Annotated in this window: 15 protein-coding genes; 6 read left to right on the top strand and 9 right to left on the bottom strand. The window is 62.0% G+C overall.

The features are described from left to right. Position 1 precedes the first annotated feature (1 nt). The 3 genes from RHM69_RS24350 to RHM69_RS24340 are packed head-to-tail and all read left to right on the top strand — an operon-like array spanning position 2 to position 1,905. Positions 2–889, top strand: coding sequence for a type II secretion system F family protein (locus RHM69_RS24350; protein WP_019818343.1), 888 nt, complete (start codon positions 2–4; stop codon positions 887–889). 10 nt (positions 890–899) lie between these two features. Continuing rightward, the gene (locus RHM69_RS24345; RefSeq protein WP_019818344.1) at positions 900–1,625 is read left to right on the top strand and encodes a tetratricopeptide repeat protein; all 726 of its coding nucleotides are present in this window, start codon (positions 900–902) and stop codon (positions 1,623–1,625) included. Positions 1,626–1,635: 10 nt separating this feature from the next. After that, the gene (locus RHM69_RS24340; RefSeq protein WP_003188221.1) at positions 1,636–1,905 is read left to right on the top strand and encodes a DUF3613 domain-containing protein; all 270 of its coding nucleotides are present in this window, start codon (positions 1,636–1,638) and stop codon (positions 1,903–1,905) included. 47 nt (positions 1,906–1,952) lie between these two features. Here the strand turns inward: RHM69_RS24340 and RHM69_RS24335 are convergent, their stop codons facing one another. Together RHM69_RS24335 and RHM69_RS24330 are read right to left on the bottom strand one after the other, a co-directional pair. Then, complete coding sequence (locus RHM69_RS24335; RefSeq protein WP_103452348.1) at positions 1,953–2,738, bottom strand: response regulator transcription factor; 786 nt, start codon at positions 2,736–2,738, stop codon at positions 1,953–1,955. 71 nt (positions 2,739–2,809) lie between these two features. After that, on the bottom strand, positions 2,810–3,313 hold the full coding sequence (locus tag RHM69_RS24330; RefSeq protein ID WP_014716746.1) for a prepilin peptidase: 504 nt from the start codon (positions 3,311–3,313) through the stop codon (positions 2,810–2,812). 71 nt (positions 3,314–3,384) lie between these two features. On the opposite strand from RHM69_RS24330, the gene RHM69_RS24325 reads away from it, so the two are divergent. Together RHM69_RS24325 and RHM69_RS24320 are read left to right on the top strand one after the other, a co-directional pair. Further along, positions 3,385–3,828, top strand: a complete 444-nt coding sequence (locus RHM69_RS24325) for a TadE family protein (protein ID WP_014716745.1) — start codon at positions 3,385–3,387, stop codon at positions 3,826–3,828. Continuing rightward, the gene (locus RHM69_RS24320; RefSeq protein ID WP_014716744.1) at positions 3,825–6,575 is read left to right on the top strand and encodes a PAS domain-containing sensor histidine kinase; all 2,751 of its coding nucleotides are present in this window, start codon (positions 3,825–3,827) and stop codon (positions 6,573–6,575) included. Before RHM69_RS24325 ends, RHM69_RS24320 begins: the two co-directional genes overlap by 4 nt. A gap of 162 nt (positions 6,576–6,737) precedes the next feature. Here the strand turns inward: RHM69_RS24320 and RHM69_RS24315 are convergent, their stop codons facing one another. The 6 genes from RHM69_RS24315 to pbpC all read right to left on the bottom strand — a co-directional run bounded on the left by RHM69_RS24315 (position 6,738) and on the right by pbpC (position 13,511). Beyond that, positions 6,738–8,684, bottom strand: a complete 1,947-nt coding sequence (locus RHM69_RS24315; RefSeq protein ID WP_200599550.1) for a pilus assembly protein TadG-related protein — start codon at positions 8,682–8,684, stop codon at positions 6,738–6,740. Between the two features lie 139 nt (positions 8,685–8,823). Continuing rightward, the gene (locus RHM69_RS24310) at positions 8,824–9,381 is read right to left on the bottom strand and encodes a DUF4136 domain-containing protein (protein WP_014716741.1); all 558 of its coding nucleotides are present in this window, start codon (positions 9,379–9,381) and stop codon (positions 8,824–8,826) included. A gap of 44 nt (positions 9,382–9,425) precedes the next feature. Beyond that, complete coding sequence (locus RHM69_RS24305) at positions 9,426–10,028, bottom strand: DUF4136 domain-containing protein (protein WP_003188213.1); 603 nt, start codon at positions 10,026–10,028, stop codon at positions 9,426–9,428. A 23-nt stretch (positions 10,029–10,051) separates the two neighbouring features. Further along, complete coding sequence (locus tag RHM69_RS24300) at positions 10,052–10,801, bottom strand: methyltransferase (RefSeq protein ID WP_014716739.1); 750 nt, start codon at positions 10,799–10,801, stop codon at positions 10,052–10,054. After that, entirely contained in the window at positions 10,794–11,102 is a 309-nt protein-coding gene (locus tag RHM69_RS24295; protein WP_003188211.1) for a MazG-like family protein, read from the bottom strand. The genes RHM69_RS24300 and RHM69_RS24295 overlap by 8 nt, the downstream gene beginning before the upstream one ends. A gap of 96 nt (positions 11,103–11,198) precedes the next feature. Beyond that, the gene (pbpC, locus tag RHM69_RS24290) at positions 11,199–13,511 is read right to left on the bottom strand and encodes a peptidoglycan glycosyltransferase PbpC (RefSeq protein ID WP_200599564.1); all 2,313 of its coding nucleotides are present in this window, start codon (positions 13,509–13,511) and stop codon (positions 11,199–11,201) included. A 224-nt stretch (positions 13,512–13,735) separates the two neighbouring features. Between pbpC and RHM69_RS24285 the strand changes: the two genes are divergently transcribed. After that, a complete protein-coding gene (locus RHM69_RS24285; protein WP_003188208.1) occupies positions 13,736–14,029 on the top strand; it encodes a hypothetical protein in 294 nt (97 codons plus the stop codon). 69 nt (positions 14,030–14,098) lie between these two features. Here the strand turns inward: RHM69_RS24285 and RHM69_RS24280 are convergent, their stop codons facing one another. After that, on the bottom strand, positions 14,099–18,994 hold the full coding sequence (locus RHM69_RS24280; protein ID WP_200599548.1) for an alpha-2-macroglobulin family protein: 4,896 nt from the start codon (positions 18,992–18,994) through the stop codon (positions 14,099–14,101). Between the last annotated feature and the right edge of the window lie 268 nt (positions 18,995–19,262).

The following is a 19,262-nucleotide window of genomic DNA, read 5'->3' as shown; positions in this document are numbered from 1 at the left end:
GATGGCCATCCTGATCTGCATCCTGCTGTCGCTCGCCGCCGTCGCCTTGATCGTCGGCAACCTGCTGGAGCAGAAGCGCCGTCAACGCCTGGTCAGCCAACGCCTGCAAGGCCAACTGACCCGCGAGGACAAACTCGGCAGCCTGATGCGCCAGTTGGGCGCCAGCGCCGTGGCCCAGCGCTCGGTCAGCCTGGACAACGAAACCCAGACCCTGCTCAACCGCGTCGGCTGGCGCAAAGCCAACCAGCGTTCCATGTTTGCGGCTTTCCAGATCGGCGTGCCCATCGTGCTACTGGGCTTGACCCTGCTCGGCCAGCAACTGCTGTTCCCCCATGCTGGCTCGCCCTGGATTGCCCCGGCAATTGCCCTGGGCATCGGTTACCTGCTGCCCAAACGCATCCTGGCCCTCAGCGCGAAATACCGCCAGGAGCGCATCGCTCGGGAAATTTCCACCTTCATTCCGTTGCTGCGCATCCTGTTCGAATCCGGCATGGCAGTTGAGCAATCGCTGCGGGTGTTGAGCACCGAAGCCCAGCGCTTGCTGCCAGACCTGACCCATGAACTGCGGCTGGTCCTGGCAAGGGTCGACTCGGGTCTGGAACTGTCCGAAGAGTTGGGCAAGACCGCACGCCTGCTGGCCGTGGATGAGTTCACCGACACCTGCATCATCCTTCAGCAGTTGATCCACCAAGGCGGCGGTGCGATGAAATCCCTGCTGGCCCTCAAGCAGTTGCTCGACGACCGCCGCCTGACCCGCCTGCAGGAATACATTTCGAAGATGTCCGCGAAGATGTCCGTGGTGATGATGGTGTTCCTGTTTCCCGCCTTGCTGATCGTGCTGGGGGGGCCGGCCATGATCGCCATCTCCCGAGCCTTGAATAATTTTTGAGGAGCCTGCCATGAAACCACTGATCGTCGCCTTGAGCCTGCTGATGCTGGGCGGTTGTGCCAGCAATGGCCAGGTTCCGTGGGCCGGGTTGCTGGCGCCGGGCAGTTGCCCCAAGCCCAGCGCCGACCAGGAGCTGTCGCTGAACCTGGCCGATGACATGGCCAACGAAGGCAAGCTGCACGCCAGCCTCGCCAACCTGCAGAACCTGCCCAGCACCCTGCCCCAGGTTCGTCAACGCCAGGCCCGTGCCTATCGCTTGCTGGGCCGTGCTGACGCCGAGCCGTTGTACCGCAGCCTGCTGGGCACCTGCCTGGCCGCCGACGGTGAGCACGGCCTGGGGCAACTGGCATCGGCCAAGGGCGACAACGGCCAGGCCATGGCTCACCTGCAACGTGCGGCACGGCTGGCGCCCACCGACGAAAAAATCCGCAATGACCTGGGCGTGGTGTACCTCGATCAACGGCGCCTGGACGACGCACGCTTTGAATTCATGACCGCCATCGAGCTCAAGCAAAGCGATCAACTGGCGGCAGTGAACCTGGTGACCTTGCTGATCTATCAGGACAATTGGGAGCAGGCCGCGAAAGTGGTCGGCCAACTCGGGTTGAGCCCTGATCAGGTGACCCGGGCCCAGGCACGGGCGCAACACCTCAAGGAGGCTGGCACGGCACCGCAGCGTCCAGTCAAAGATCAGGTAGCGGCGGTCAGCGACACGCTGCCGGCCTCTGTGAAATAGGGAGTCGATGATGAAATTCCACCACCTTGCCGGCCTTGCCTGCCTGGCGCTGCCCCTCCTTGCTTCGGCCATCGAAGCGGGGCCATCTTCACCCCGGCAGGCAGAAACGGAAAACTGGATGGCGCTGCAACTGAGCGGGCGTGCAGCCTCGGCCAACCCGCAAAAAACCACGCCGGCAGAACGCGAACAGGCGCTCAAGCGCTGGCTGGACAGCAACAAGCATCCAATCCCGGAGTTTTTTGATCAGAAAGTAGGCGGGACTGCGCAGGGCAGCAAATAAAATCCCCCCTGTAGGAGCGAGCAAGCTCGCTCCTACAGGGGGCGGTGCTAGTGCGCCGTTACTCGCTGGCGCATCGCCGAGTTGTTCGGTGACAACGCCAGCGCCAACTGCGTGCGGTTGTGCATATGGGTCAGGCGTAATACCTGGGACACATACAGCTTGACCGTGTTCTCGGTAATCCCCAGCTCACAGGCAATCTGGTAGTTGGTCTGGCCCTTGCCCACCAGGCGGGCCACATCCAACTGGCGCGGTGACAGTTGATTGAAGATCGCCGGGATCTCCAACGGCCCGGTTTCATCGGCCGAAGGGTCCCCGTCATGGTCCTGGGGCGTCGGGTTTCGGCGTACCTTGTCCAAGTCCATATACAAGTCGTTGATGGATTCGGACAGGTACTGCAACTTCTGGTTGAGCGTGCCCAGCTGCAGGTCTTTCTGCCGCTCCTCCAATGCCGCTTCCTGGCGCTTGAGGCCCTCGAGCAATTCATCGAGGTTGATCGGCTTCTGGTAGTAATCAGCGATGCCCGCACGCAGGGCCTTGATCACATCCTGCTTGTCGGCGCGCCCGGTAAGCATGATCGCTTCGAACGCGCGATGTTTGCCGGCGATGCGTTGCAGCGCCTGCACCAGCTCGATGCCGTCCATGTCCGGCATATGCAGGTCACACAGCACTAAACCAATCTGAAGGTCTTCGCCAAAACGCTGGATAGCTTGCTGGCTGGACTCGCACGGGACACAACGGTACCCGCTGCTTTCAAGAAATTCACAGAGCTCCTCTACGATTAAGGGTTGATCGTCGACTACGAGCACTTTTACTGCGGACGTAAGCTTGTTCACGCGCTACTCCATGCCTGGCAAGCCAAATGATGACCTATCCTTTCTGACGAAAATTCCTACACAACTCCTGATTAAACGTAGACGTACTTTCCGACTATGTACATAGCATTAATCAACTCGCGCGACTGATGGATCCAAAACCAGCTGCCGGCAAAACCTGTCAAAACGAAGGGCGCAAAAGGCTGTTTTGTTGACGCTTGCCCTCCCCGCTCAACGCGGTTTGAGCTAAGCCCTTGATGCATAAGTGTCCAGGCCACCATGGCGATGCCCGCACCGATCAACGCCCCCAGCAGGTACTCGATATTGGAGGCCAGCCCCAGGGCGGCGAGCAACTTCACATCTCCCGCGCCAAAGCGGCCCAACGCATAACCCGGCAAAGTCAGCACCAACGCCAAGGCCAAGGCCAGCCCCCCCTCGCTGCGAGGCGCGCCCAGCCACGTCGACCCCGCCCACAGCAGGTAGATCAACGCCAGCAGCCCAACGCCCAGGGTCAGCGTATTGGCAATCTGGCGCTGGCGAATATCCTGCACGGCACATACGCCCAACCACAGCACAATCACTAGCGTCTGGATCACGTAAAAAACATCCCTTTTGGCTGAATGATTCTATGCTGATATCAAGTACTCGCCTCAGGGTAGACGCAGTCATGAAATCGAGCCTCCCGAGAAAGCAAAAAGGTGCTGCGGCGATCGAGTTTGCCTTGGTCTTCGTGATTTTCTTTGCGGTGTTCTACGGCATGCTCAGCTACAGCTTGCCATTGCTGTTGATGCAGTCATTTCACCAGGCGGCGGCTGAAGGGGTACGCCGCAGTGTGTCCCTGGACCCAATCACTGCAGGTGCAGGCTATTCGGCCCTGGTTGTGCAACGCGCCAAGGATGCGACCCAGGCCCAATTGAACTGGATCCCCGGCTCACTGAAATTCTTGCCCGGCTATATCACCGCCACCTACACCAATAATTTGCTGACGGTGAAGATCACCTACCCCTCGGCCAATATCAAAGCGGTCCTGCCGGCCCTGGTATTGCCCGGGGTGGGCACCGTACCCAACCTGCCCACCAACCTCACTGCTACCTCGAGCCTTCAGTTTTGACGACGGGGGATAAATTGTTCGCACGCCTGCGCGGACGCAGCAGCGCCCTGGCCTTGGACGCGCCAGCAACACCCGCGCCGGGCCTGCAAGTGCAATTGGACAACCTGGGTCGGGTGCTGAGCATCTCAGGCACCTTGAGGCCTTTGCTTGCCCAGCATCTTGCCAACGCGCCCAACCCGCCCTTGCAGACCTTGCTGTGTGCCGATAGCGCACTGAGTGTCGAGGGCACGCCGCAGGAGTGGCAACGACACGGCCTGGACCTCGACTTTCAGGGCGCTGCCGGCCAGGTCCTGCATACCCGCGGCTGGATCGAGCCGGAGGGTGACGGCTGGGCCCTGCACCTGCTGGACATCACTGACCTGCTGGCCGACCGAGTACGGGTGCAGCAACGCGAACAGAACCACCAACTCGCCGCCCTGATGAGCGAACAGCTGCGCGTGTGCAGCCTCAACCGCTTACCCCAGGTGTTCAGCGAACACCTGCGCAGCGTGGCCCAGCGCTGGCGCATCCCCTGCGTCGCCATGGCACTGCTCGACGAAGATGACCAGGGCTGGCGCATCTACAGCCACTACGCCGCCCACGACGCCCCGGCCTTATGGCAAACCGGGCAACACCTGGGCACCAGCCTGGACAGCATCAACGGCAACACGCCACTGAGCCTGGACATTGTCCAGGGGCGCAGCGACAACCCGCGCCTGCACGGTGTATTTGGCAACGCCGACGGCTTCCTGGTGCCGTACCGCGACAGCCATGGCGCCGCCGCGTGGCTGCTGTGTGGTTTTTATAACGGCCAGGCACACCACACCGGCGAGCGTGACTGGCTGAACCTGTGCGCAGCACTCGCCGCGCCGCTGCTGGGCCGCCTGCGCGAACAGCGTCACCACCAGCAACTGGAACGGGTTGAAGCCCTGCAAGGCCTGCTCGGCACTGGCTGGTGGGAACTGTTGCCCGCCACCCAGGAGATCCAGCTGGCGCCACAATTGCTGCGCAACCTGAGCCTGGACGAAGGCCCCACCCGCCAACCTCTCGGCACTTGGCTCGAACTTATCCACCCCGCCGACCGCCAGGCCCTCGACAGCCGCCTGCAAGACCTGCAAGCCCTGGGCAAGCCACTGCTGACCAGCGTGCGCCTGCAACGCACCGAGCCTGAGCAGTCGCCCCTGTGGTACCGCATACAAGGCCAAGTGCTGGGCGCCGGCAATGAACGGCGCTGGATCGGCTTCATGCTCGACATCAGCGACATCCAGAACCAGCAACTGCAAGCCGCCGCCGCCCATGCGCGCCTGGACAACCTGATCGCCAGCTCACCGGCCGTCATCTATGTGCAGCGCTACGTCAACGGCGCGCTGCACCCGGCGTTTTTCAGCGCCAGCCTGTTGCCGCTGCTGGGCTGGACCTTGGCCGATTGCAACCACGACACCCTGGCGGCGCTGATTCACCCCGACGACCGAGAACGCTACTTCGAACGCACCCGCCAACTGCTGCGCGAAGGCAACGTGCGCAGCCGCTACCGCCTGCGCGATAAACAAGGCAACTACCACTGGCTGCTCGACGAAGCCAAGCTTTTGCGCGACGACCTCGGCCTGCCGGTGGAAGCCGTAGGCCTGTGGCTGGACGTCACCGAAGCGACCCTGGCCGCCGAGCAGGTGCGCCAAAGTGAAGAACGCTACCGCATCCTGGTAGAAGACTCGCCAGCGATGATCTGTCGCTACCGCCCCGACCTGATCCTCACCTTCGGCAACACGCCGCTGGCCAATTACCTGGAATGTCGGCCCGAGCAATTGCCAGGCATCGACCTGGGCCAGTGGCTGTCGGATGAACAACGCGCCGCCTTTGTACAGCGCATCCAGCAACTGACCCCGGAATTCCCGGTGAGCACGGCGGAAATCAGCCTGCAACTGCCGGGGCGCGAACATGCCTGGTGGGTGTGGTCGGACCGTGGCGTCTTCGATGAACAAGGCGCCCTGATCGAGGTGCAGGCCGTGGGGCGCGACAACACCGAAGTACGCCGCTCCCAGCAGCAACTGACCCAAAGCGCGAAAATGGCCACCCTCGGCGAAATGGCCACCGGCCTGGCCCATGAGATCAACCAACCGCTGAACGTGATGCACATGGCCGTCGTCAACGTGCTCAAGCGCCTGGGCAATGGCGATGTGCAAATCGACTACCTCACGGAAAAACTCCAGCGCATCGACGCCCAGGTGCAACGTGCAGCACGGGTGGTCGACCATATGCGCGTGTTCGGCCGCCGCTCGGAAATCGAGCAGCAACCGTTCGACCCGGCGCAGGCGCTGGAGGGCACCCTGTCCCTGCTCAGCGAAGGCCTGCGCGGCAAAGGTGTGGACGTGCGCATCAGCCCTGCGGACTTCTCGGTGCAGGTCAAAGGCTATGTCGACCAGCTGGAACAGGTGCTGATCAACCTGATGGTCAACGCCCGTGACGCCCTGCTCAGCCAGCGAGAAAAAGACCCTGCCCTGCGCCCCTGGATTGCCCTGCACAGCGAGCACGACAGCCGCCATGTGCGTATCTGGGTCGAAGACAACGCCGGAGGGATAGACCCGCGCTTGCTGGAGCGGATTTTCGAGCCCTTCTTTACCACCAAGCCAATCGGCGTCGGTACCGGGCTGGGGCTCTCGGTGAGCTATGGGATTGTGGAAAACATGGGTGGGCGCTTGAGCGTTACCAACGGCGAGGCCGGCGCGAAATTCTGCGTCGAGTTACCCATCGCGCAGAACTCAATCAGCTAACCACGATGCGAAGCGAGCCGCTGTAAAAGCGGAACCCTAAGCGGCCGTTACCGCAGGTGGATATGTATTCGGTATAGGTATAACTGTGTCGACTGGCAGGCCGCTATCGCAGGCAAGCCAGCTCCCACATTTGGAACGCGGTGCGTCAGATAGACCAACAGGCTAAATCACCAGATAAGCCCGGCCCATATGGCAGGTGAGATTGGCGCCGACTTCGGCGTTGCCCAGGTTAATGCCCAAGGCGCTGAGCAAGCCATCCACAATCGGGTCTAGTATTGGCGACAATACGCTTTTGATCGCGGTGACCAGCGTATTGGTGATGGTGGAGAGTAAACCCGAGACCGCCGGCAGGATTCCACCCGGAGAGCTTCCGGCTGGGGGAACGTAATTCACTTGAATAGCCCCTAAGGTATTGACCAATCCTTTGACCACTTCTGTCGAGGGAGGAACAGATTTATAAGTGGGTGTCAGATTCATATCGTTGACTGGAGAAAACACTAGAGCTTGCTCCCCCCCGCCAACCTTTGCGTGAACAACCGATAAGGATAAGCTCCCACCTACACCAGCCTTACGTGGGCCACAGCCGAATATTCCCTTGCATGTCTGCACACCGATATCAACAAGTGCTACTGGTTTCACATCAGCTTCCACTGCTGAGGAAAATGCCTGTACCGGATCCACTTTCCCTACCGACACATCTGCAAGCGCAGTCTCAACCTGAACGGTCAGTGATTTCGCCGCATTGCTCGCACAATTGAAATCCGTGACATGACTCTTCGCGCTCGCCACCTCGATATTGATGTCCAGGCCGCTCAACAACTGAACATCCGTATGGTCACAAGGCTTTAAAATCAGGCACAAGAGTGGATCCAGCAGGCTCACCAAGTTTAAATGCAGCAAGTTATTCACGACACCTGTCACCGGCGTCGTTATAGCGGAGACCGCAGACGTCAATCCATTGATACCGTTCAGCACGGGCAGTTGAACAGACACCAAAGTCCGCACTTGCGCAGTGCGTACAAAAATCTGATCGGTCGGCGGGCTCTTTTTCAAACCTTCCTTGGCCAACAACGGATTGCCAATCGCCGACAGCTGCGGTGGCTCAATCACTTTAGTCTGGATCGAAACGTTACCGACCAACGGAATGTTCAGTTGCGCCGCCGCACTCACCGCATTCTTGCTACTGGACAACTGCGCTACCGCTTCCAGCAGTTGAAACAATTGCACGTTGCTGTTCAGCGCCGCTGTCGGCGTGCCGGTGGCGATGTCGACCAGGTCTCCCACCGTTAACAGCTTGCTGTTAGGTGCAATGGCTTGAATCGAAATCACGTCATTGATGACCGCCGTGGCCGCCGCGCCGTTTTTCTGCAAGACCTTCACAGCAGCGTCGATCAGTTGAGTCGCCGAGACCGCGGTACTGAGCAAGGCATCGTAGTCACCGGCCTTCACGTTCAGGTTGATCGCTAGTTGGTCGAAGTAACTGAGCAGGTTGACGTTGGTCTGCAGCAAGCCGTTCCAACCCGCCGCCGTGAGCGAAAGGTTGCCGCCGAGCAGGTTGCCGATCACCAGGTTGAGCAGCGGGGATTTGCCTGAATCGACGCTGGCCAGGCTGCTGCGGATCGACAACTGCGCCACGGGCGGCGGTGTCGCCGCGACGGCGGTGGCGCTCAAGTTGATCTGCGGGTTGATCGGCGCGCCGCTGAACAGGTTCCACAGGCCATTGGCGATGCTGGTCAGGACGGTGCGCGAGGCCACCACGCGGATTGCGTCACTCTTGGTGGCATCGGCGCTGAACACACGGGTGTTGAGGGCGTTGGTCGCCAGGGTGCCGCATGTCACCGCCAGGGTGCTGCCATTACCGACCACAAAACCGTTGCGCGCCGCATTTTGCGTGGCATAGGCGTTCGCGGTGGTGTTGGTACCGCACTGGCCACCCAGACCAGCGGCTTCCAACGCCGAGGTGTCGGCGACGGATTGCAGCTTGCGCTTTTCCAGATACAAGCGCCCGCTGTCGACCGCCAGCAACGTGAACACCAGAGCCAAGGCCAAGGTGCCTGCCGCCATCAAGCCTATTGCACCACGCTGTCTGGAACCGAATCGGGGAGACATCGAAGCACTCCTGCGCTAACTCTCCGTTGCACTGGAGTGTAGACAAGGCTTCGACAGGTTGCTGGCAACTCGCCACATTGGCGACTGGCGGAGATGCCCTAGTACTGTAGGAGCGAGCTTGCTCGCTCCTACAGGGAGATCAGCGCGGCGGGTAGTTGGAGAGGATCTTGGTCACAGTGCTGCGGATGGCCTTGTTGCGATCCTCGGGGTTTGGCGTGCTGGCCATCATTTGTTCGTCGCTGCCGCGCCACACCAGTTTGCCGTCCTTGCCGTCGAGCAGGTCGATCTGGATGGTCGCCACTTTGTAGGTGATATTGCGCGTTTCGTTGTACATCGGCGCGCCCCAATAACCATTCCACGGGCCGCCCCAGGCACCGCCATAGTTGGTGGTGACTTGCTGCTGGCGGTCTTCGACAATCAAATAGGCCTGCACATTCAGGTCTGCCTTGGTACCCGCCGCCGCAGGACGCAAACCGCGCTGATCCAGCTGTTCGCCCACGGCCTGGCGGATGCGTTGCTCGGTGAGGTCGCTCTTGATTCGTGGGTCATCGGGACGGTACTGCAACGCCGGGTCTTTCCAGGCCCAATTGCGATAGGCGCCGAAGTCTCGGCTGGCGTCGAAATCATGGTTGACCTGGTTGCTCTGGCAACCGCCCAGCAACATGACAACAGCAAGTGCAGCGATGCGACGAAGCATGGTGTTCTCCAAAAAACAACGTGGGCCTGTAATGAGAATAGCTGCTAACTGGGCGGATAGGCGGCCATTGCCTTCTGCATCGCCTTGCGCAAGCTATCGGCGCGTTCGCTCAGGCTGCCCTGGCTGGTGGTTTCGGCGCTGGTGCTCCACACCGGCTGGCGGGTGCGCGCATCGAACAGGCTGATACGCGCCACGGCCACTGTCACTTCATAGGTACGCACCACCGGCACGCTGTTGTACATGCCATAACCATTGCCATAACGGTTGTAGCCACCGTAGCCATACCCGTAATCATCCTGGACCTGGCGCAGGCGTTTTTCCAGGCGTACATCGGCGCTCACCAGCAGGTCGGGCGCACGCTTGTCATGCAAGGGACGCAAGCCACGCTGGTCGAGAGCGCCGCTGACCGCCTCGGCAATCTGCGCCGAATCGGCCCAGGCCGTACCCGCCGGCAACTGGCCGTTGAGCCAGCCCCAACTGCGGTAGGCGCCATAGTCGCGTACCGGCGCGGGGTAGGCGCTGGCATCAAAGGTAGTGGCCGCCTGGGCGGGCGCCGGCGGCATCGGTGCCGAACTGGCGACGTAAGGGTTGGGGCTCGAACAAGCCCCAAGACCTAAAGACAACAGGATTAAACCGAGACGACGCATGTCGACCTCCCACGCTGGGCCGCTTAAACCGGGCGGCAGATCCAGTGCAAATATCGCCCAAGCCCGGCAAAGCTTGGGTGACGACGGTGAGCGAGCTCCATCTCCAACAAGTCCTGCAGGTTGGCGCGCGCCTGGAATTCCACCGGCATATAGTCGTGGAACACCCGCACGCCACTTTGGCTTTCGACCTGCCACAGCCCTTCGAGTTGCGTCGCCAACTCCCGTGGGTCCAGGGGTTGTTGCGGCGTCAGGCTCTGCTTTTCGCCGGCCATGTCGTTCTTGCGCATTTTGCGGAAGTGGCCTTTGAGCAGGTTGCGGTAGATCAACGCATCACGGTTGTAGAAGGCCAGGGACAACCAGCCCCCCGGCAGCGTCAGTTGGTGCAGCACCGGCAGGATGGCGTGGGGCTCGGCCAACCACTCCAGCACGGCATGGCACAGCACCAGATCGTAAGGCTCGGTGAGTTGGCCGAGCAAGTCCTGCCACGGTGCATGAATAAAGGTCGCGGTCTGGCCGGCGTCAGCAAAGCGCTGACGCGCCCCTTCAAGCATCGGCGCAGCGGGTTCGGCCAGGGTTACCTCGTGGCCCTGCTCGGCCAGCCACAGCGACATATGCCCCAGGCCTGCACCGATATCCAGCACGCGCAATGGGCGTTGCGGCAAGGCTTCTACCAGGTCGGCCTGGAGCACCGCCAGGCGAATCGCGCCCTTGGCGCCGCCGTAGATTTTTTCGGCAAAGCGCGTGGCCAACTGGTCGAAATGACGATCACTCATGGGCAAACCGCCGTTCGCTATCGGCCAGTTTGGCGCGCACCACTTCGTTCATATCCAGGCCCAGTTCACTGCACAGCAGCAGCAGGTACAGGACGATATCACCGACCTCCTGGCCCGCATGGGCGAGTTTATCGGCGGGCAGTTGGCGGGATTGGTCTTCGGTGAGCCATTGGAAGATTTCCACCAGCTCGGCCATTTCCACGCTGGCAGCCATGGCCAGGTTTTTCGGGCTGTGAAACTGTTTCCAGTCATTGGTATCGCGAATGCGGTGCAGGCGTTCGGTGAGGTGTTCGAGGTTCATGCGCGGGCTCCTGAATGGGTATAGCTTACCCCATGACGGGACGCGGAGCGTCCCAGGCGGCGTTCCCACGCAGAGCGTGGGAACGATCAGCAACGATCAGTCGACAACGCTGAATTCGAGCCTGGCGGTTTGACCGGCTTCATCCAATACGCTGAGCTGATAGCGGCCCAGCCGTTCAAAACTGGCATTGATGCTGTCCTGATTGGCGCTGTCGCCCAACGGCGCACCATTGAGGAACCACCAACGCCGGCCACTGCCGCCCAGGGCGGAGATGTTCAGGCGCAAGGCTTGCTGACTGGCAGCGGGCAGACGCAATTGATCGCCCTCGCGTACGCCTACGATGGACAACGGCGATGACGCGGCCAGCGCCGGTGGCGGGCAGTCCGGGTCAGCCGCCGGGATGCGCGCTTCGCGGCGTTCAACCCTGGGTAACCAAGGCTCCAGCGGTGCCGGCCATAGGGCAATGCTTTTGGAGGTTGCGCCAGGACAATGGGCATCGACCCGCAAGCCTTTGGTGTTAACCCAGATGCTTTCCATCAAGCCCACACTCAAGGGTTGATCCAATGCCTGCAAGGTCGGCGGCGTGGTGTTGTCCAGGGTCCAGGCAAAACGCTGGCGGCGGCAGTTGGGGTCGCTGCGGCTCATGGGCTGGCCCAGCGGCCAACAGATCGCCGCCACGCCGATATTGGCAGGCACCGGTTTGACCGGCGCACTGATGCCGCGCTGGCTGTCGCGGTTGGTCAGCACGTCGTGCACCTGCAGCATCAACGGCGCTGCCGACGCCAGGCCGAATTGCCCGGGTACCGGCGTGCCATCGGGCCGGCCGATCCATACGCCGATCAGGTAACGCGGGCCTACGCCAATCGCCCAGGCATCGCGAAAGCCATAGCTGGTACCGGTCTTCCACGCCAGCACCGGGCGTTGGACCAGCTCGGCACGCGGGTCGCGGTCGGGCCGCGCCTGGCCGCTGAGGATGCGCCGCACAATCCAGGCGGCGCCGGGCGACAGCAAAGGCCGCTCCCTGAGCGCATCGTCCGGTTGCAACCGCAGGGTGGCGCTCTTGCCATCGCGGGCCAGGGCGCTGTAGCCACTCACCAGGTCCTCCAGGCGACTGCCCGCACCGCCGAGGATCAGCGCCAGGTTCGGCTCGGCCAATGCCGGCAACGCCAACGGCACGCCACCGATGCGCATCTGCGCGGCAAAGCGCTTGGGCCCGTAGGCTTCCAGCAGCTGCACCGCCGGCAGGTTCAACGAGCTGGACAACGCCGTGCTCGCCGGCACTGCCCCGGTAAAGCCCATGGAAAAGTTGCCAGGGCGGTAGTCACCATAACGTCGAGGCACGTCCTGCAACAGCGATTCGGAGTGAATCAGGCCGTCGTCCAACGCCATCCCGTAGAGAAAAGGTTTCAAGGTGGAACCGGGCGAACGCAGCGCGCTGATCATGTCCACATGGCCAAAGCGCTTGGTGTCGTTGATATCCACCGACCCCAGGTAGGCGCGCACCGCCATGCTTTCTTCTTCCACCACCAGGATGGCCGCCGAGGTGTGTTCCGGCAGGCGTGCGCGCCAGCCCAGCAACAGGTCTTCCAGACGGCGTTGCAAGGTGGCATCCAGGGTGGTGCGGATCAGCGGCGGGCTGTCGGGGCGGTTCAGCCGGCGTGCGAGCAGAGGCGCCAGGCTAGGTTCCAAGCGTGGGGCGAGCAGCAGGGGTTCTTCCAGGGCTTCATCAACCGCCGATTGCGGCCATACCTGAAACTCGGCCAGGCGGCGCAGCACTTTGTCGCGGGCCTCCTGGGCGCGCTGCGGATGACGGTCCGGGCGCAAACGGCTTGGCGCCTGGGGCAACACCGCGAGCAACGCGGCTTCGGCGTGAGTCAGCTGAGACGGTGACTTGCCCAGGTACGCCCAGCTTGCCGCCGCCACGCCCTGCAGCGTGCCGCCGAAAGGTGCGCGGTTCAGGTACAGGTTGAGGATTTCGTCCTTGGACAGGTGCCACTCCAGCTGCGCGGTACGCCACAGCTGGCGTAACTTGCCGTGCAGGGTGCGTGAATGTGGGTCGAGCAGGCGCGCAACCTGCATCGACAAAGTGCTGCCGCCGGACACCACCCGCGCGCCGCTCAGGTTTTGCCAGGTCGCACGCACCAGCGCCAACGGGTTTACGCCGGGGTGTTGGTAGAACCAACGGTCTTCATAGGTGAGCAACGCGTCGAGGTAATAAGGCGATACTTCGCTGGTGTGTACCGGGTAGCGCCATACGCCATCGGCATCGGCGAATCGCCACAGGGGGGTGCCATCTTCGGCCAGCACTACCCGGGCCAGGTCGTCCTGCGGCAGGGGCAAGGGCCAGATACGATCGGCCAGCCATAGCAGGGCAACCACCAACACCACACAACCCAAAGCCCAGCGCAATAACTGTGGGAGCTGGCTTGCCTGCGATAGCGCAGGATCAGTCAACTTATCCACAACTGCCCCACCGCTATCGCCGGCAAGCCAACTCCCACATTGGGCCGCGTACATTCGGACGTGATTAAACTAAAACTCAAACGGGCAAACCTCTATGCTTGCAGGGAACTCGCCTGCGTTATCGACAACCAAAGGCACAGTTACGCCCACCTTCTCATCAGGACACGCACATGCAGGTAGAAAGCTTTTTCGAATGGTTGGGCCAGGCGCTCGGTTCCGTCATCCGTTTTATCGTCGACGGGCTCAGCGGTTTGTTCGGGGCATTGACCCACGCCGGCGGCAACTTTATCGACGGCCTGTCACGCACCTTGGGCATGGACACCTCGATCATCAGCATCATTACCCTGATCGTCGGGTTGTTGTTCCTCTACTCGGCGGTACGCGCCTTTATGCGGGCCTCGATTATCGTGGGGATCATCTGGCTGATGCTGGGGCTGTGGTTGCTGAGTTGGGTTGTGCACTGACGGGCAAACGCTCGATTCCCCCTGTAGGAGCGAGCTTGCTCGCTCCTACAGGGATTCAACCATTGTCTTTCAGCGGCCCTTGATCACCATATCCACCGGCGTCTCGCCCACCGCCTGCCAGTTCGGCCGATACATCGACTCTACCTGCGGCGGCGGCACGCGGTAGGTTCCCGGTGTCACCGCGCGCGCCAGGTACAGCAAGTGCGTGGTGCCATAGCCATCCAGATTCATCGCGGCCACATAGCGATCGTCCCTGAACTCCTGATGCTTGAGCGAGGCATTCTGCATCGACTCACGCCACTCCTTCACCTGGCTGCTGGCGTTCTCCAGGCTCGCCGCGCTTTGGGCCAGGTTCTGGTTTTCCAGTTCCAGGCCGGCAGGCAACAGGTCGACCACCAGGGCATCCGGCACCCGTTGCTTGGCGCTGACCGCCAAGTGCACCAGCACCAGATCACCGCTGTTGAGGTTACGCAGGTTCAACGGCTGGCCGTTCATGCCCAGGTATTCGCGGCGGATACTCAGGTTGTTGCCACCGGCCGCTGGCGGCACGTGTGGATAACCCGAGACCGTCAATTGCTGGTACACCGGCGCTTCACCCTGATTGGTCAAGGCCAGGTCGCTGGACAACAACTTACCGTCCAACTCCAACGTCGATTGCTGGTTGTTCAACTCGCGTACGCCACCACTGCCGGTGAGCGACACTTGCCAGTTCGCTTGGGGCTTGGCGAACCCGAGGCGCCCGGCCAGGAACAGGGAATTACGCTCCTGGGTCGACAGGTACGGGCTGGCGGCCAACTGATCCGACAAGGTGAACAACCGCTCCTCGCGCTGGCCCTTGGCCAAGTCGTTCTCCTCCAGCAACGCCAGGATCATCGCCTGGTCGCGCAGCGGGCTACCGTAGTCGGCCAGCCACTCATTGGCATTGCGCTGCGCCGCCAAGCCGGCCAACAACGCCTGATCCGCACGGGGCTGGTCACCCATTTTCTGCAGGGCAATGGCCAACTGCACCAGCGGTAAGCCGGAGCGTGCGTCGCTGCGCCGTTCGAACAGGCTGCGCAACGCGCCCAATGGCGCCTGCTGACTGCGCGCCAACACCATGCCGGCATACGCCTGCACGGCAAACCGGGTGTGTTCGGCGTTGTCGCTGTAATCCACCTCGATCAGATTACGTTCCTGCACATACCGCAACAGGCGCTCGCTGGCCTTCTTCAAGGCTTCAGGCGGGACGGCAAAACCCTGGTCGCGGGCGCGCAGCAGGAAGTCGGTGACATAGGCGGTCAGCCAATATTCTTCCTCGCCATCGGCGCCCCACAAACCAAAGCTGCCGTTGTAGCGCTGCATGCCCAGCAGGCGCTCAATGCCCAACTCGATCTTGCGCTTGCGCTCGGCATCCGGCTCGCCCTTGATACTCAGGCGCTTGAGCAACGCGTCGTCGGCGTACAGCGACGGGTACAAGCCACTGGCGGTTTGCTCCAGGCAACCGTAGGGGTACGCCTTGAGTGCACTGATCTGCGCGCCCAGGTTCAACGGCGGCCGGCTCGACAGGCTCAACAACGCCTCACGTCCCGATGCATCGAATTGATCCAGTGCGCCCGACGGCAAGCTCCACGGCTGATCCTTGAGCACTGCGCGGTAATGCTTGAGCAAGGCCGGGTACGCCGGGCGTACGCCCAAGGTCCATTCGCGGCTGAACGGCGGCAGGTTTTCACCCGGCAAGTCCAGGCCGTTGACGGTGACCGTGACCTTGCCCTGGCCGAGCCCGCCCCAGGCTTGTACCGGAATACGCAGGGTGGTGCGCTGACCTTGCTTGAGCTCAACCGATTGCGCGCCACTGTTGACCAACTGCAGCTGACCTTGCGCGGTCAATTGCACATCGAGTTTCTGGGCCTTGCCCGACAGGTTGGAGAGGTCCAGGGCCAAGGTGGTCTGGTCGCCTCCTGCCAGGAAGCGCGGCGCCGACAACTCGGCAATCAGCGGGGCGGCGATCACGGTCTTGCCTTCGGCCATACCGTAGCGATCATCGCTCCAGGCTTGGGCCATCAGGCGCAGTTCGCCGTTGAAGTCGGGAATATTGACGCTGACTTCACCCTCGCCTTTGTCGTTCAGAGTCACCGGGGCGCTTTGCAGGGCAACGATGGTCACGCTGGTGTCCGGGCGCTTGCCGCCTTTGGCCAATGCCGCGTCGCCACCAAATGCCAGGCTGGCCAGGCGCCCTTGACCGGCTTCGATCAGTTGCCCATAGATGTCGAATTGGTCGACGCCATAGGCTTTGCGGCCAAACAGGCTGGCGTACGGATCGGGCGTTGGGTATTCGGTGATATTGAGGATGCCCACATCCACCGCCGCCAGCAGTACGTGCACCTGTTGGGGCACGCTGCCATCGGCGTTTTTGGCGGCGATCTTCACCGTCAGCGGTTGTTTGGGGCGCATTTTTTCTGGCGCGGTGAGGGTCAGGCCGAGTTTGCGCTGGGTACGATCCAGCGACAGGTGCAGCAAGCCCACGGCGCGTTTAGGCGTGATGTTGGCTTTGCGCTCGCCCGGACGAATCACCAGGGCGCTTACATACAGATCGTGGCGCGACCATTTCGGGTCGAGCTTCACCGCAAAGCTTTTGCCTTCGGCCGGCACGTCGATTTCCTGCCACCACAGCGGACCTTCGGCAGACTCCACCAACAGGTAGCCTTTACCGGCAGCCGGTGGCGTGACGGTGACGTTGGCGGTGTCGCCATCACCATAGGCGGGTTTGTCCAACGCCAGCTTGACCTGGTCGGGGCGCACGGCACCGCCTTCGGTGTTGTCCTGGGCCTGGTAGCCGGCCCAGAAACGCAGGCTGCTGACCAGCCCGGTCTGCGGGTCTTCGACCTCCACGCGGTAAGGGCCCCACTCCACCTGGAAGCTGACCTTGGCGGTGTCGCCAGCCTTGATGTTCAGGCTCTGCTCATCGAGATTGAGGAATTTCTCGTTGAAATGGTAGCTCCAGCCGTCATTCTCCGAGTAGTTCCAGTAGTAGTCGCGGCGCTCACGCACCAGGCGCACCTTGAGGTCTTGTGCGGCCAGTTTCTGACCGTCCTGGTTGGCCACCAGCACTTCGAATTCCACCGGGCCATCGCCGTTGGTTTCCTTGCCATCAAACAGGCCACGCAGGCCCGGCAACTGCTCGGCCGGCCAGATCGGCTGCACCAGGCGCCGGGTAATCGGCCGCCCGCCGGACTCTTGCAGGCTGGCTTGCACGATCAGTTGCAACGGCGATTTGGCCTCGGCCCACTTGCTTTCCAGGGTCAGCGCTTGCTCGCCATTGGCGTCGAGTACGCTTTCGTCCAGCTCGAAATCCTGGCTCAGCTCTTCTTCCGTGACGGAACCGAACTGGTAGCCCGGCAGGGATTTGACCGCCTCACGCAGTGGGCGCACGTACACCTGGCCACTGACGCGGTTACCGGACGCGGGCGCGCCGTAGAGGTAACGACCGTTGACCTGGATGACCGGGTTATCCGCCGGGCTCAACGCCGTGTCACTGCCCTTGAGTTCCAGCGCCAGGCGTTCGGGCAGGAAGTCTTCGACGAGAAATTCATACAGTTGCGGCTTGCCGTCACCGAGGTCGAATACCAACTGCCAGCGACCGGTCGGCGCCTCGCCGGCCAGTTGCAACGGGTATTGATACAGGCCGGACGCGTCGGCCTCCCACACGAACTTGCGGCTCACCTGTTCATCCGGGCGCCGTACTTCGACGCTGACCGGTTGCGGCTTTACCGCCTTGCCATCCTTGTCACGCAACAGCGCGTTGAGCAGCACGGTTTCGCCGGGGCGATACAGGTCACGCGGGCCGAACACAAAGAACTGCAACGGGTGGGAGGGCTGCCCGCCGATATCGAACTCGGCGAGGTCCAGCGCGGCGCTGTCCAGGCGCAGCAGGCTGGTTTGCTCGCCCTGCTTGGCCAGTAACACCTGGGCTTTTTTCGGCAGTGGCAACTCGGCGTGGCCACCGTCTTCGGTCTTGCCCTGGCCGAGCACGCGGCCTTCGGCATCGAGGATTTCCAGTTCGACGCCGTTGAGCGCCTTACCGCCTTCCAACGCCTGGGTAAACACATCCAGGCGATTGGCATAGCGGTGCACCGACAGACCGATATCACTCAAGGTGAACAGGGTGGCCGGTTGCGAATAGTTGTAGGTGCCCGAAGCACGCATCACCGCCAGGTACACGCCCGGCTGCTGCAACTGCTTGAGGCCGGCAATCGGCAGCAGCAGGGTTTCGCGGGTATTGCGCGCCGGGTTCAGGTCGAAACGCCCGCCGTAGACCAGCTCGGCCATTGGCAGCAGTTCACGGGACTCATAGCTTTGCAGGCTGGTATTACGCCCCCACTGCGCCAGGAATGACGGCAGGGATTCGGGTTTGATCCGGAAGAATTCCACGTCGATCTTGTCGACGTTCAACGCGATCACCGGCAGGCCCTCGGCCAGGCGCGTCGGCAACAGGGTGCCGCGGCTGGCGAAGCCGACGGTGGCTTGCAGGTCGCGGGTTTCCAGGCGGGCGCTGTATTCGGCGGCGAGGGTGTTGCCGTTGACTGCCTTCACCCCGGCGTCCACGGTCAGCACCAGCTTGCGCTGCGGCTCAAGGTGGCGCAGGCGCAATTCCATCAGGTTATCGGACAGTTCCCAGGCGCCATCGACCTTGCCGGACTTGCTGTCTACCAGGTGCAGCTTGTCGGCGAACTTCTGATCCGGATCCAGAGGAATGGAAAAGCTCACCGACAAGGTGCTGGCCCCGTCCAACTGCACCTCGGACACGTCCACCACGCTCAGCTCGCGCCCGGCATAGCGTTGCTTCAACGCTGCCACGTCCACCGCAGCTTTCACCGGCTTCGGCGCTGCCGCCACAGTGGGCGCAGGCGGTGCAGCGGGTTTATCGGAAGAATCGCAAGCGCTCAGCAGGGCCAGCGCGCAGGCCAGGAACAGTCCTTTGTTAAGCATGGGGCACTCATAGTCAGAGGGAACCGAGGGGTGAACTATATATCAGCGCCGACCAAGCCGCTGCGGCACCGGTCACATTGACCGACGGAGGGGCGGTTGGTTCTTGGTGGAGCATGAAGCCAAGCCAAATCCCACAACCATTGGCGATCAAGATCAAAATGTGGGAGCTGGCTTGCCTGCGATAGCGGTGGGTCAGTCACCGGATGAGTTGGCAAAGAGTCCGTCATCGCAGGCAAGCCAGCTCCCACATTGGGCCTGCTGTACAACT

It is taken from the genome of Pseudomonas sp. CCI1.1, from assembly GCF_034348165.1.
Taxonomy (GTDB): Bacteria; Pseudomonadota; Gammaproteobacteria; order Pseudomonadales; family Pseudomonadaceae; genus Aquipseudomonas; species Aquipseudomonas paracarnis.
The sequence above is the reverse complement of the archived record's forward strand: the minus strand, read 5'-3'. Positions and strand labels throughout refer to the sequence as shown.

Coding starts and splice junctions, on each gene's coding strand:
- RHM69_RS24350 (WP_019818343.1), top strand. CDS start 2: ATGGCCATCCTGATCTGCATCCTGCTGTCGCTCGCCGCCGTCGCCTTG.
- RHM69_RS24345 (WP_019818344.1), top strand. CDS start 900: ATGAAACCACTGATCGTCGCCTTGAGCCTGCTGATGCTGGGCGGTTGT.
- RHM69_RS24340 (WP_003188221.1), top strand. CDS start 1,636: ATGAAATTCCACCACCTTGCCGGCCTTGCCTGCCTGGCGCTGCCCCTC.
- RHM69_RS24325 (WP_014716745.1), top strand. CDS start 3,385: ATGAAATCGAGCCTCCCGAGAAAGCAAAAAGGTGCTGCGGCGATCGAG.
- RHM69_RS24315 (WP_200599550.1), bottom strand. CDS start 8,684: ATGTCTCCCCGATTCGGTTCCAGACAGCGTGGTGCAATAGGCTTGATG.
- RHM69_RS24310 (WP_014716741.1), bottom strand. CDS start 9,381: ATGCTTCGTCGCATCGCTGCACTTGCTGTTGTCATGTTGCTGGGCGGT.
- RHM69_RS24305 (WP_003188213.1), bottom strand. CDS start 10,028: ATGCGTCGTCTCGGTTTAATCCTGTTGTCTTTAGGTCTTGGGGCTTGT.
- RHM69_RS24300 (WP_014716739.1), bottom strand. CDS start 10,801: ATGAGTGATCGTCATTTCGACCAGTTGGCCACGCGCTTTGCCGAAAAA.
- RHM69_RS24295 (WP_003188211.1), bottom strand. CDS start 11,102: ATGAACCTCGAACACCTCACCGAACGCCTGCACCGCATTCGCGATACC.
- RHM69_RS24285 (WP_003188208.1), top strand. CDS start 13,736: ATGCAGGTAGAAAGCTTTTTCGAATGGTTGGGCCAGGCGCTCGGTTCC.
- RHM69_RS24280 (WP_200599548.1), bottom strand. CDS start 18,994: ATGCTTAACAAAGGACTGTTCCTGGCCTGCGCGCTGGCCCTGCTGAGC.